Origin of the sequence: Billgrantia antri (genome assembly GCF_019430905.1) — a bacterium.
GTDB classification, from domain to species: domain Bacteria; phylum Pseudomonadota; class Gammaproteobacteria; order Pseudomonadales; family Halomonadaceae; genus Halomonas; species Halomonas antri.
On record NZ_JAHYCA010000001.1, the window covers coordinates 576,194 to 589,836 of the forward strand.

Annotated in this window: 9 protein-coding genes; 7 read left to right on the top strand and 2 right to left on the bottom strand. The window is 67.9% G+C overall.

The annotated features are described in order from the left end of the window. Positions 1 to 179: 179 nt before the first annotated feature. Genes fni through crtB form a run of 5 tightly spaced genes read left to right on the top strand, consistent with a single transcriptional unit; the run spans position 180 to position 6,117 of the window. Positions 180 to 1,226 (top strand): type 2 isopentenyl-diphosphate Delta-isomerase, encoded by a 1,047-nt coding sequence (gene fni / locus KPL81_RS02575; RefSeq protein WP_219790557.1) that lies wholly within the window; start codon positions 180 to 182, stop codon positions 1,224 to 1,226. Between the two features lies 1 nt (position 1,227). After that, positions 1,228 to 2,487, top strand: coding sequence for a glycosyltransferase (locus KPL81_RS02580; RefSeq protein ID WP_219790558.1), 1,260 nt, complete (start codon positions 1,228 to 1,230; stop codon positions 2,485 to 2,487). Continuing rightward, entirely contained in the window at positions 2,484 to 3,701 is a 1,218-nt protein-coding gene (crtY, locus tag KPL81_RS02585; protein WP_219790559.1) for a lycopene beta-cyclase CrtY, read from the top strand. Before KPL81_RS02580 ends, crtY begins: the two co-directional genes overlap by 4 nt. After that, entirely contained in the window at positions 3,698 to 5,185 is a 1,488-nt protein-coding gene (locus tag KPL81_RS02590; protein WP_219790560.1) for a phytoene desaturase, read from the top strand. The genes crtY and KPL81_RS02590 overlap by 4 nt, the downstream gene beginning before the upstream one ends. Continuing rightward, entirely contained in the window at positions 5,182 to 6,117 is a 936-nt protein-coding gene (gene crtB, locus KPL81_RS02595; protein ID WP_219790561.1) for a 15-cis-phytoene synthase CrtB, read from the top strand. The genes KPL81_RS02590 and crtB overlap by 4 nt, the downstream gene beginning before the upstream one ends. Here the strand turns inward: crtB and KPL81_RS02600 are convergent. Continuing rightward, positions 6,056 to 6,607, bottom strand: a complete 552-nt coding sequence (locus KPL81_RS02600) for a sterol desaturase family protein (RefSeq protein ID WP_219790562.1) — start codon at positions 6,605 to 6,607, stop codon at positions 6,056 to 6,058. The genes crtB and KPL81_RS02600 overlap by 62 nt on opposite strands. Further along, on the bottom strand, positions 6,604 to 7,071 hold the full coding sequence (locus tag KPL81_RS02605; RefSeq protein WP_219790563.1) for an FAD/FMN-containing dehydrogenase: 468 nt from the start codon (positions 7,069 to 7,071) through the stop codon (positions 6,604 to 6,606). Before KPL81_RS02605 ends, KPL81_RS02600 begins: the two co-directional genes overlap by 4 nt. 192 nt (positions 7,072 to 7,263) lie before the next feature. Between KPL81_RS02605 and recB the strand changes: the two genes are divergently transcribed. Both recB and recD read left to right on the top strand, forming a co-directional pair. After that, positions 7,264 to 11,193: an exodeoxyribonuclease V subunit beta gene (gene recB, locus KPL81_RS02610; RefSeq protein WP_219790564.1), complete on the top strand. Its 3,930-nt coding sequence runs from the start codon at positions 7,264 to 7,266 to the stop codon at positions 11,191 to 11,193. Then, entirely contained in the window at positions 11,190 to 13,547 is a 2,358-nt protein-coding gene (recD, locus tag KPL81_RS02615; RefSeq protein WP_219790565.1) for an exodeoxyribonuclease V subunit alpha, read from the top strand. The genes recB and recD overlap by 4 nt, the downstream gene beginning before the upstream one ends. Positions 13,548 to 13,643 lie beyond the last annotated feature (96 nt).

The window sequence follows — 13,643 nt, forward strand, 5'->3', positions numbered from 1 at the left end:
TCCTTCAGGCGCCAGCCAAGACGAGCTATAGATAACGCCATGGATACTGCTGGTTGACGCATCATGCTATTAGACTAGGATCTTATACAAGAGTTGCACAAGAACTATATCCTAGTAATATAGACGCTGATTCGACGAGACGCTCCGGCTCGGCAATTCTGCTTCCCGGGAGGCACATCATGGCCGACGATGACCTGGTCCACCGCAAGAACGATCACCTGAACATCGTGCTGGGCATGGAGCAGGCCGCTTCCCAGGTATCGAGCGGCCTGTCGCGCTATCGCTTCCGCCACTGCGCCCTGCCGGAGATGAACCTCGACGCCATCGACCTCGGTACGACCTGGTTCGACAAGCCGCTTCGCGCCCCGCTGTTGATCAGTTCCATGACCGGCGGCGCCACCCGGGCGGCAGCGATCAATCATCACCTTGCGGAGGCGGCCGAGGCTCTGGGAATTGCGCTGGGGGTGGGCTCGCAGCGTGTCGCCCTGCAGTCCGGCGCCGATCATGGCCTGACCCACGACCTGCGGCGCTTCGCCCCCAACGTGCCGCTGCTCGGCAACATCGGCGCAGCGCAACTGCTCGAGCCCCAGGGGATCGAGTGGGCCAGACGCGCCGTGGGGATGATCGCCGCCGATGCGCTGATCGTGCATCTCAACCCGCTGCAGGAAGCCGTTCAGGCCGGTGGTGACCGCGACTGGAGCGGCGTGCTGCAGGCCATCGAACGCCTGGTCCTGACACTCGACGTGCCGGTCGTGGTGAAGGAGGTGGGCGCCGGGATATCGGCCCCGGTGGCACAGTCGCTGGTAGCGGCCGGTGTGGCAGCCATCGACGTGGCGGGCGCCGGCGGCACCAGCTGGGCCCAGGTAGAGGGCGAGCGTGCCAGGAACGAAAGTGCACGACGGGTGGCGATGGCCTTCGCCGACTGGGGCATTCCCACGGCCGAGGCACTGGTGAGCGTGCGCCGGGAACTGCCGGATACCCCGCTGATCGCTTCGGGCGGCATCCGCAACGGCGTTGAAGTCGCCAAGGCGATCCGCCTGGGAGCCGACCTGGTGGCGCAGGCCGCCGCGGTACTGCAGAGTGCCATGCACTCGACCGAGGCCGTCATCGAGCACTTCCAGGTCGTCATCGAGCAGCTGCGAATCGCCTGCTTCTGCACCGGCAGCGCCAATCTCGCCGAGCTGCGCCGTGCCCCGCTGTTACCGCCTGACGAACTGCCGTCCTGACATGGCACGCCATATCGGTGTCGTCGCACCGCCCTTTCCCAGCCACTTCCGCGCCCTGCAGGCCCTGGCGGACGCGCTGATCGAACGTGGCCACCGAGTCACCTTCCTGCACCAGCAGGAGGCCGCCCGCTGGCTCGACTCTCCTCAGGTTTCCTTCAGTGCCGTGGGTCATACCAGCCATCCGCCTGGTGCCCTGGCACGTAGCCTGCGCCTGGCGGCCCAGCCGGGCGGACCGCTGGGGCTGCGCCGCCTGATCGCCGACCTGAGCCACACCACCGACATGCTGTGTCGCGAGCTGCCCCGTGCGCTCGACGAGCTTGGCATCGACGCCCTGATCTGCGACCAGATGGAGGCGGCCGGCGGGCTGGTGGCCGAGGCCAGCGGGCGGCCCTTCGTCTCGGTCGCCTGCGCCCTGCCGGTCAATCGCGAGCCCGGCCTGCCGCTGCCGGTGATGCCGTTTGCCTATGGTCGCAGCGAGCGGCACCAGCAGGTCTATGCCGGTAGCGAGCGAACCTACGACCTGCTCATGGCGAAGCATCGCCGCACCGTGGCCCGGCATGCCGCGTTGCTCGGTCTATCCCCGCGGAGCGGGCTGCATGAGTGCCTCTCGCCCTACGCCCAGATCAGCCAGACGGTAGCGGGCCTCGAGCTGCCCCGCCGCGACCTGCCCGCGCATTTCCACCATGTCGGCCCTCTGCGCCCTTCGGCGACCTCCCAGTGGGAGACGGAGCCAAGGCTGTCCCCCGACAAGCCCGTGATCTTCGCCTCGCTGGGCACGCTGCAAGGCCATCGCTTCGCGCTGTTCCGCCGCATCGTGCGGGCCTGTGCTGCCTTGGACGTACAGCTGCTGGTGGCGCATTGCGGCGGCCTTGATCGCAGGCAGGAGGAGAGACTCCTGCAGGAGGGAGCCATCCAGGTGACGGACGTCTTTCCACAGCGTGCCGTACTGTCGCGCGCCGATGCGGTGATTACCCATGGCGGGCTCAACACGGTGATGGATGCTCTGGTGGCGCGCACGCCGATGCTGGTGCTGCCCCTAGCCTTCGACCAACCGGGTGTCGCCACGCGCGTTCAGCATGCCGGCGTGGGGCTGCGCGCCTCGCCACGCGTCGACGGTCATCGCGCATTGAGCGGCAAATTGAAGACATTGCTCGGGGAAACCGGCTTCGCCACCGCCCTGGCGCGCCTGGGAGAGGAAGTCGAAGCCGCCGGCGGCACGCCGCGGGCGGCGGACATCGTCGAGGAGGCCTTGCGCTCATGACGGCCCGGCACGATCTGATCCTGGTGGGGGGCGGCCTGGCCAATGGCTTGATCGCGCTGCGTCTCAAGCAGGTCCGACCCGAGCTCGACGTACTCTTGCTCGAACAGGACGCTGCGCCGGGCGGCAACCATACCTGGTCGTTTCACGACAGCGACCTCACGCCCGCGCAGTGGGAGTGGATCGGCCTGCTGGTAGGGTGTCGCTGGGCACATCACGAGGTGCGATTTCCCCAGCGCCGGCGCACCCTGCACAGTGGCTATGCCAGCATCTTCTCGCAGGACTTCGCCCGCGTGCTGCGCGAAACGCTCGGCAATGCCCTGCGGGTCGAGGTGCGCGCCTCACAGCTCGGCCCCACCCAGGTGCGCCTGGAGGATGGCCACACCCTGCATGCCAGTGCGGTGATCGATGGGCGCGGTGTGGCGACGAGCCCGCATCTGGCGCTGGGCTACCAGGCCTTTCTCGGCCAGGAACTCAGGCTAACGCAGCCCCATGGTCTCTCGGGACCCATCCTGATGGATGCCACGGTAGCCCAGGGCCAGGGCTACCGCTTCGTCTACGTGCTGCCCTTCACCCGGGACACGCTGCTGATCGAAGACACGCATTATGTTGATAGCAACCAGGTCGACACTAGTCAGGTCGACCGTGGCCGGGGCGACAAGGGGAGGCTCGATCCGCAGCATCTTCGCGACAACATCGCCGACTATGCATACGCCAGCGGCTGGCAGGTGCAGGCGATGCTGCGCGAGGAAAGCGGCGTGTTGCCCATCACGCTGGCCGGCGACGTCGAGGCCTTCTGGCGCGACGCTCATTCACAGCCGCGCAGCGGCCTGCGTGCCGGGCTGTTCCACCCCACCACCGGCTATTCGCTGCCCCATGCCGTGCGCCTGGCGGATCGCATCGCCCGCCTTGACGACCTGAGCGCACCGGCCCTGTTCGACGCCATTCGTCGCGAGGCGCTCGGCGAGTGGCGGCGCCAGGGCTATTTTCGCCTGCTCAACCGCATGCTGTTCCTGGCCGGGCGCCCCGAGCAGCGCTGGAGGGTCATGCAACGCTTCTACGGCCTGCCGGAACCTCTTATACAACGCTTCTACGCCGAGCGACTGACCGCCCTGGACAAGTTGCGCATCGTCAGCGGCAAGCCCCCTGTGCCCATGGGCGAAGCCCTGCGTGCCGCGCGGCTCGGCTCCCCTCATCAGATCAGGACAGCCAAATGACAGATTCTCCTCGCGCCGTCGTCATCGGCGCCGGTTTCGGCGGCCTGGCGCTCGCCATTCGCCTGCAGACCGGTGGCTATCGCACCACCCTGCTGGAGAAGCGCGACAAGCCCGGCGGGCGTGCCTACGTCTATGAGGACAAGGGCTTCACCTTCGACGCCGGCCCCACGGTGATCACCGACCCCAGCGCGCTCGAGGAGCTGTTCGCCCTGAGCGGTCGACGCATGGCCGACTACGTCGAGCTGCTGCCGGTCACGCCCTTCTATCGCCTGTGCTGGGAGGACGGCCCGGCCTTCGACTACCTCAACGACCAGGCCGAACTCGAACGGCAGATCGCCCAGCGCAACCCCGCCGACGTGGAGGGCTATCGCCGCTTCCTGGCCTATTCGCAAGCGGTATTCGAAGAGGGCTATCGCAAGCTCGGCGCAGTGCCGTTCCTCAGCTTTCGCGACATGGCTCGCGCCGGGCCACAGCTCGCTCGGCTGCAGGCCTGGAGGAGCGTCTACGCCATGGTGTCGCGCTTCGTCCGCGACGAGCACCTGCGCCAGACCCTCTCCTTTCATTCGCTGCTGGTGGGCGGCAACCCCTTCGCCACCTCGTCGATCTACACCCTGATCCATGCGCTGGAGCGTGAATGGGGGGTATGGTTCCCGCGTGGCGGCACCGGCGCGCTGGTGCAGGGGATGGTGACGCTGTTCGAGGAGCTTGGCGGCAAGCTCGAACTCAACGCCAGCGTGGATCGCATCGAGGTCGAACAGGAGCGAGTGACGGCGGTACACCTTGCCGACGGTCGTCGCTTCGAGACCGACGCCCTGGCCTCGAACGCCGACGTGATGCATACCTACGGCCACCTGCTGCGCGGCCACCCGCGAGGCGTCGGCGAGGCCAGGCGCCTAGCCGGCAAGCGTTTCAGCATGTCGCTGTTCGTGATCTACTTCGGCCTGGATATGCCACCCCCTCCCGGGCTGGCGCATCATACCGTCTGCTTCGGCCCGCGCTATCGCGAGCTGATCGACGAGATCTTCCACGCCAAGACCCTGGCCGACGACTTCTCGCTCTACCTGCACGCCCCCTGCGTGACCGACCCCTCGCTGGCCCCTCCCGGCGGCAGCGCCCACTATGTGCTGGCGCCGGTACCGCACCTGGGCAATGCACCCATCGACTGGGCACGGGAAGGGCCGCGCTACCGCGATCGCATCCTCGACTACCTGGAGCAACACCATATACCGGGCCTGCGCGAGCACCTGGTCACCTGTCGCCACTTCACGCCCGAAGATTTCCGCGACGAACTCAACGCGCACCTCGGCTCGGCCTTCTCGCTGGAGCCGATCCTCACCCAGAGCGCCTGGTTCCGCCCGCACAACCGCGACGACCGGATCGAGAACCTCTACCTGGTGGGCGCCGGCACCCACCCCGGTGCCGGGGTACCGGGAGTGATCGGGTCGGCCAAGGCGACGGCCGGACTGATGCTGGAAGGGATATGAACGAGACCCTCGCCGCTCACGCCGACCGTACCATCCAGGCCGGCTCGAAGAGCTTCGCCACCGCCGCCAAGCTGTTCGACCTCGCCACCCGTCGCAGCGCCGTGATGCTCTACGCCTGGTGCCGCCACTGCGACGACGTGGTGGACGGCCAGTCGTTGGGGTTTGCCGACGAGCCAAGCGACGCCCGCCATGGCATGGAAGGCCGTCAGCGCCTCGCCGAACTGCGCGACCTGACCCGCCGCGCCTACGCCGGGGAAGCGATGAGCGAACCTGCCTTCGCCGCCTTTCAGGACGTGATACAGCGACACGCCATCCCCGAGCGCTACCCGCTGGAGCATCTGGCGGGCTTCGCCATGGACGTCGACGAAACCCGCTACGTCAGCTTCGACGATACCCTGCGCTACTGCTACGGCGTGGCCGGTGTGGTGGGGATCATGATGGCGCACATCATGGGAGTGAAAGAGGAGGCGACGCTGGATCGCGCCTGCGACCTGGGCCTGGCCTTCCAACTGACCAACATTGCCCGCGACATCGTGGAGGATGCCGGGATGAACCGCTGCTACCTGCCCGCCGAGTGGCTGCGCGAAGCCGGCATCCCCGAAGGCGAGGTCGCCGACCCGGCGCACCGCCCCGCCCTGGCGAGACTGGCGGCGCGCCTGGTCGATGCCGCCGAGCCGTATTACGCCTCCGCACGCGGCGGGTTATCCGCCCTGCCGCTGCGCTCGGCCTGGGCGATCGCCACGGCCCACGGCGTGTACCGGGAGATAGGCATCAAGGTGAAGCGACGCGGCCCTCACGCCTGGGACAGGCGGGTCTCGACAGGCAAGGCCGAGAAGGTGAGGCTACTGGCCCAGGGCGCGAGAATGGCCGTCACGTCTCGCGGCGAGACGCCTGCCCCGCGTCCGGCGTCGCTGTGGCAGCGTCCTCGCTAGCCAGCGGCCCGCCATGCTGCTCGCGCAGCTGGCGCTTGAGCCTGGCGACCGGAGGCGCGAACAGAAAGCCGAACGACACGCAGCCCTCGCGGCCGCGCACGGCATGGTGCATCAGGTGGGCCTGGTAGAGCCGCTTGAGATAACCCCGGCGCGGCACGTAGCGAAACGGCCAGCGCTGGTGCACCAGGCCATCGTGGGCGACGAAGTAAAGAAAGCCGTAGGCGGTCATGCCCGCCCCGATCCACTGCAACGGGTATTTCCCCGCGGTGCCCAGCGCGATCAGCACGATGGCGATGCTGGCAAACACCACGGCGTAGAGATCGTTCTTCTCGAACCAGCCGCGTCGCTCGGGGGAACCGGGCGGCTCATGGTGCGACCGATGCCAGCCCCATCCCCAGCCGTGCATGATGTACTTGTGCGCAAACCAGGCGAACAGCTCCATGCCGACCACGGTCAGTACTACGATCAGGACGGGGGCGATCACGCTCATCTCGGCAACGCCTCCAGGGCCTGGCGCAAGGCCTCCGGCGAATCGAAAGTGCGCCGCTCCTCGACCACCAACCCCTCCAGGCCAAGCCACAATACCTCGTCGCCCTGGCCGAGATGCGCCGGCGCCACCTTGCTATCGTAGTCGAGCAGAACACGGTAGGACGCCGAGCGCATCGCGGGCACCATCACCATGCGCGTGATCATCTTGGGCATTCGCGAGACATCGGCCACGTAAAGCGCCATGTTCGACTCGAGGAAACCCTCCGGCAGCCCCTCCAGTGCCTCGTTAACCACGTCGGCCGCCTTGCGGCTGCTGGCCACCAGCAGCAAGCGGGTGCCGGGGGCGATCATCACGTCATCGCCGAACTGATCCTCCAGCGTCCATGCCCTTACCCGCTCACCTTCCGACTGGGCCTGCACGGCAACGCTGCACAGCAGCAGAAGCAAGATGGCCAGGAGTCTCATCGACGCCTCCTCATCAAGTTGACCGTCACGTCTACATGGTAACCCAGTGCCCGTCACTTGGCGCTCCAGGTATGAAAATCTCGTCGGCGCACAGGCGAGCCTGCATTTATCGCCTCGACGTTTTGCGGCAACATAACCCGGCAGCGCCGTATGAATCGGCCCGTGATGGGCATAACCAACAGGGGAACAAGCATGAGCGAGGTAACGCAGCTCGATCCATTGGCCTTTCCCCTGCACGGCAGCCGCCTGATCGAAGCCAGCGCTGGCACGGGCAAGACCTTCACCATCGCCCTGCTCTACGTGCGCCTGGTACTCGGCGCCCGCTCGGCCGACGACGATACCGCCTTCGAACGCCCGCTCACGCCGCCCGAGATCCTCGTCGTCACCTTTACCAACGCCGCCACCCAGGAGCTGCGCGAGCGGATACGTGCGCGGCTGGTGGAAGCTGCCAATGTCTTTCTCTCTCCCCAGGCGACCGGCACTGCCCAAGCTTCGGGAGCAGGATGTAGCGGAGGTCCTATGCCAGGGATGGCATCGGTAGCGCCCAGGGATGGGTTCACAGCGCCTCCGCGAAATCCTGCTGACGAAGCGGCCCACCAGAGGCCTAACGCAGGATCATCCCTGACGCCACAAGATCCGCTGCTCCTGGCCCTCCGCGATCAATACGATCCCGCCACCTGGCCCGCCTGCGCCCGACGCCTGCAGCTCGCCGCCGAATGGATGGACGAGGCCGCCGTCTCCACCATCCACAGCTGGTGCTACCGCATGCTGCGCGAGCACGCCTTCGACAGCGGCAGCCTTTTCTCGCTCGACCTGGAAAACGACCAGACCGAGCTGGAACTCGAGGTGGTACGCGACTACTGGCGCAGCTTCTACTATCCGCTGAGCACCGACGAGCTGGGCAGCGTGGTACGCCACTGGAACACGCCCGAACAGCTCCACGCCGCCGTGCGCGGCCTGATGCCCGAAGCCGAAGCCCTCGACAAGGGCGCCCCGCCGCCGGAAGTCAGCGTAGCCAACGCTCAGCACGAGACCGCCGAGCGCCTGGCTCAGCTCAAGGCCCCCTGGCCCCAGTGGCTCGACGAGTGCGAGGCGCTGTTCGAAGAAGCCGCCCAGCAGAAGGCCTTCAAGGGCCAGAGCTTCAACGCCAAAAGCCGCGCCAACTGGCTCGGCGCCCTGCGTGAATGGTGCCAAGGCGAGGCCACCTGGCCCGGCCTGACCGATGCCGCCTGGAAGCGCCTCACGCCCCAGGGCATGGCCGATATCTGGCTCAAGGGCGAGCCGCCGGATCACCCGGCACTGGCCGCGCTGGAAAAGCTGCAGGACGAGCTCAACTCCCTGCCCGATCCCTACGCCGACCTGCTCACCCACGCCGTGCACTGGTGTCGCGCGCGCCTCGACCGCGAGCAGGAGCGCCGCGCCGAGATGGGCCCCAACGAGCTGCTCACCCATCTCGACCGGGCGCTCACCGGCCCCAATTGCGAGGCGCTCGGCGCACAGATCCGCCGCCAGTTCCCGGTCGCACTGGTCGACGAGTTCCAGGACACTGACCCGGTGCAGTACCGCATCTTCGACTGCGTCTACCGCATCCGCGAGAACCACCGTCAAAGCGGCGTCTTTCTGATCGGCGACCCCAAGCAGGCGATCTACGCCTTCCGCGGCGCCGACATCTACACCTACCTGCGCGCCCGCCGCGACACCCAAGGCCGCCACGTCACCCTGGGCACCAACTTCCGTTCCAGCCGCGAGATGGTCGAGGCGGTGAACCGCTGCTTCGCATTCGCCGAAGCGCACCCGCCCGGGGCCTTCCTGTTCAAGCAAAGCGATGGCAGCAATCCGGTTCCCTTTGTGGCGGTAGGCGCCAAAGGACGCAAGGACTCACTCACCCGCCAGGGCCAGCCGCTGCCGGCCATGACCCTGTGGCAGCTCGAGTGCGACGAACCGCTCTCCAAGACCGCCTACCACGGCGAGATGGCCGAGCGCTGCGCCTCCACCATGGTCGAGCTGCTCAACGAGGGGCTAAGCGGCCGCACCGGGTTTCAAGAAGAGGGAACGCTCAAGCCGCTCAAGCCCTCCGACATGGCGGTGCTGGTCAACGGCCTGGGGGAGGCGCGGGCGATCCGCCAGGCGCTGGCCCGGCGCGGGGTGAAGAGCGTCTACCTCTCGGACAAGGACAAGGTCTTCGCCTCGCCGGTCGCACGGGATCTCGACGCCTGGCTGCGCGCCTGCGCGGCGCCCGACGACGACAGGCTGCTGCGCACCGCCCTGGCCACCCCGGTGCTGGGGCTCGACATCGCCACGCTGGATAAGTTGAACGAGGACGAGCTGGCCTGGGAAGGCCGCGTGCTGCAGTTCCGCGACTACCACCGGCTGTGGCAACGCCAGGGCGTGCTGCCGCTGGTGCGCAAGATCATCCACGACTTCGACGTGGCACAGCGGCTGCTCTCCAGCGGCCCCGCCAGCGAGGGTGAGCGCTTCCTAACGGATCTGCTGCATTTGGGAGAACTCTTGCAACACGCCAGCCAGGAGCTCGACGGCGAACACGCGCTGATCCGCTTTCTCGCCGAGGCCATCGCCAACCCCGAGGGCCATGGCGACACCCACAAGCTGCGCCTGGAGAGCGACGCCGACCTGGTGCAGGTCATCACCATTCACAAGTCGAAGGGGCTGGAGTACCCGCTGGTGTTCCTGCCCTTCATCTGCAGTCACCGCGCGACGAAAAAGGAAGACTCGCCGCTGCGCTGGCACGACGCCGAGGGCCGCCTGCGCATCAGCCTGGAGGCCGACGAGGAGACCCTGGCCACCGTCGACCGCGAGCGCCTGGGCGAGGACCTGCGCAAGCTCTACGTGGCGCTGACCCGCGCGCGCCACGCCACCTGGCTCGGCATGGCGCCGCTCAAGGGCGGCGAAGGCAGCGCCATCGGCCAGCTGCTGGCCAACGGCGACCTGCTCGGCCCCACTGGATTCAGCGAAGCGCTCGCACGACTCAAGGGCGACTGCGCCACCATCGAGATCACCCCGGCGCCGCCCGCTCACGCCCAGATCGTCTCCCTCGACCAGCGCGACGACGCCCTGGGCGAAGCGCGCATGCCCACGCGTCCCGCCCGCGAACACTGGTGGATCGCCAGCTACTCGGCGCTGCGCCTCTCCGGCGAGATCGCCACCGTCGCATCGGCCAGCGCCCCAGTAAGGACTGACTCACCTGTTAAGCCCCATGACAGCGAAGCACCGCGAAGCGGCAGCCTACCGGAACCGGCCACCGCCATGGAAGCCACCGCGCTGGAGGTGCTGGAGGAGCCCCGCGACAGCGGTCAGAGCGAACCGTTGCCTTCCTTACATCGGTTCCCCCGAGGCCCCGGGCCCGGTACTTTCTTGCACGGGATTTTAGAATGGGCCGGCGAGCACGGCTTCGCCCGCGTGGCCCGCGACCCGGCCCTGCGCGAGGAGACCCTGGCGCGGCGCTGCCAGGTGCGCGGCTGGCAGCCGTGGCTGAACACCCTGCACGCCTGGTTCGGCACCCTGCTCGCCGCCCCGCTGCCGCTGCCCAACGGCGCGGGCAGCCTCAGGCTCGAAGCGTTGACGAGCTATCAGGTCGAGATGGAGTTCTGGTTCGCCTCGCGCCAGGTCGACACCCGTCGGCTGGACGCCCTCGTAAGTGCTTACACACTGGCAAGCCTGGATAACAGCCCGGGTGCCGGCCTGTCCCGCCCCGCGCTGGATGCCGACACCCTCAACGGCATGCTCAAGGGCTTCATCGACCTGGTGTTCGAGCATGAGGGGCGCTACTACGTGGCCGACTGGAAATCGAACCACCTGGGGCCGGACGACAGCGCCTACAGCCAGGAGGCCATGCGCCAGGCGGTGGCCGCCAAGCGCTACGACCTGCAGTACGCGCTCTACCTGCTGGCCCTGCACCGGCTGCTCAAGGCGCGCCTGCCGGACTACGACTACGACCGCCATATCGGCGGCTCGCTCACCGTCTTTCTCCGGGGCGCCAATGCGGAGAGCCGCGGCGTCCACGCCGAGCGCCCCCCGCGGGAGCTGATCGAAGCGCTGGACGCGCTGTTCCAGGGCGACGCCCGAGCGGCAGGCACCCACACCACCACGGAGGCGCCGGCATGAGCAAGCGCAGCAAGCACCACGACGACGCCACACCGGACCTGTTCGCCGATCTCGGTGAGGAACCCGCAGGCAGCCGCCAGGCAGCCGACGAGGGCGCCGAACCTGAACCGCCCCAAGCCAAGCCGGAACCATCCCCAACCACGCTGGGCAACGTACAGGCCGCGCTCACTGACACCCAACCACTGTTCGCCCTGCTCGACCGCTGGGTGGAGCGCGGCTGGCTGCGCGCGCTGGATCGGGCGCTGGCGAGCTTCTTCCAGCGCGAGGTGAACGACGCCCCGCCCCTGCTGCTGCTCGCCGCGGCGCTGGCCAGCCATCAGCTTGGCCGCGGCCACGTGTGCCTCGATCTCGCCCAGACTCTCGCCGCCCCCGACCTGGCGCTCTCGCTGCCGCCGGAAGGCGACGACCTGAGCGACCCGCCACCGCTGCCAAGCGAGCTGCTGGCCGAGCTGGATCTCGCCACCTGGCGCGATGCGCTGCGCCATCACGCCCTGGTGGCGGACGGCAACGAGCCGCCCGGCAACACCCCGCTGGTGCGCAGCGAGCGCGACGGCAACGTGCAGCTCTACCTGCGCCGCTACTGGCAGTACGAGCAGGACATTCGCGGCCTGATCGGCGCCCGGCTGACAGCCACCACCGACGCAGAAGCCGATACCGCCACCCTGGCCCGGGCGCTGGCGGCGCTCTTTACCCCGGGGCATGAACTCGACTGGCAGCAGGCCGCCTGTGCCCTGGCCAGCCGCTCGCGCTTCGCCGTGATCACCGGCGGCCCCGGCACCGGCAAGACCACCACCGTGGTCAAGCTGCTCGCTTTGCTCCAGGCGCTGGCCCTGGGCGAAACCACACAACCCGGCGCCGGCGCCCCGCGCCCACTGCGCATTCGCCTGGCCGCCCCCACCGGCAAGGCCGCCGCCCGCCTCAACGAATCCATCGCCAAGCAGGTGCAGAACCTCTCGCTGGTGGAACTGGCCGCCGCCGTGGGCCAACAGGGTGTGGATATCTCAACCCTGCGCGACAGTATCCCGACGGAGGTCACCACGCTGCACCGCCTGCTGGGTTCACGACCGGATACCCGCCACTTCCGCCACCACGCCGGCAACCCGCTGGCGCTGGACGCCCTGGTGATCGACGAAGCCTCGATGGTGGATATCGAGATGATGGCCGCCGTGCTCACCGCCCTGCCGCCCAAGGCGCGGCTGATTCTGCTCGGCGACAAGGACCAGCTCGCCTCGGTGGAGGCCGGCGCCGTGCTCGGCGACCTGTGCCAGCGCGCCGAAGGCGGCCACTACACCCCGGCCACCTGCGACTGGCTGCAACGGGTGAACGGCACGCCGATACCCGAGCAATACCGCGACGAAACCGGCCAGCCGCTGGACCAGGCCATCGCCATGCTGCGGGTAAGCCACCGCTTCGATGCCAAGAGCGGCATCGGCCAGCTTGCCGAAGCGGTCAACCGCCCGCTAGGCAACGGCCAGGCTGAGAAGGAAGGGCAGAAAGAGAAGAAACGCGCCGTACGCGAGATTTTCCAGCAGGGCTATGCCGATATCGCCCGCCTCGCCCTGGCGGACGCCGACGACCCAGCGCTGGATCGCCTGGTGGTGAACGGCCACCCGGCCGGATTCCTCAACAGCGGCGAAGGCCGCCACGACCGCCGTGGCGAGCCCATCGTCCCGCCCCGCGGCTACGCTCACTATCTGGAGGTGGTGCAGGCAGCGCGCCCCACCCAGCCCTACTTCGGCGAAGGCGAAGCGCGCCAGCCCTACGACGACTGGGCCCGCCAGGTACTCGCCGCCCACGGCCACTTTCAGTTGCTGTGTGCGCTGAGGAAAGGCCCCTGGGGAATCGAAGGCCTGAACCCGCGCATCGGCCGCGCCCTGCGCCGCGCCGGCTGGCTCAAGGCCAGCGACCTGGAGCTGGAGCAGGGCTGGTTCGAAGGCCGCCCGGTGCTCGTCACACGCAACGACTACGGCCTGGGGTTGATGAACGGCGATATCGGCATCACCCTCGCCGTGCCCGAAGCCCGCAGTGCCACCGACACACCCGGCCGTACCCTGCTGCGCGTAGCCTTCCCCGCCAGCGACGGCAGCGGCGACATCAAGTGGGTGCTGCCCAGCCGCCTGCAAGCGGTGGAAACCGTGTTCGCCATGACGGTACACAAATCCCAAGGCTCGGAATTCACCCACACCGCCCTGCTGCTCCCCGACGCCCCCAACCCCATCCTCACCCGCGAGCTGGTCTACACCGGCATCACCCGAGCAAGGGACTGGCTTACGCTGTTAGAGACGGGCCGCGGGATGCTGGATGAGGCGGTGACGAGGGAGGTGGTTAGAGTGAGTGGGCTGGGGAGGTTGTAATAACGCAGCCACACTAGGCTCTGTTGAAAACTGGCTACGCTCGGTCATACGGCGTTAAAAATCGGCTCAAGGTACTCATTTACACCCCGTAAACTC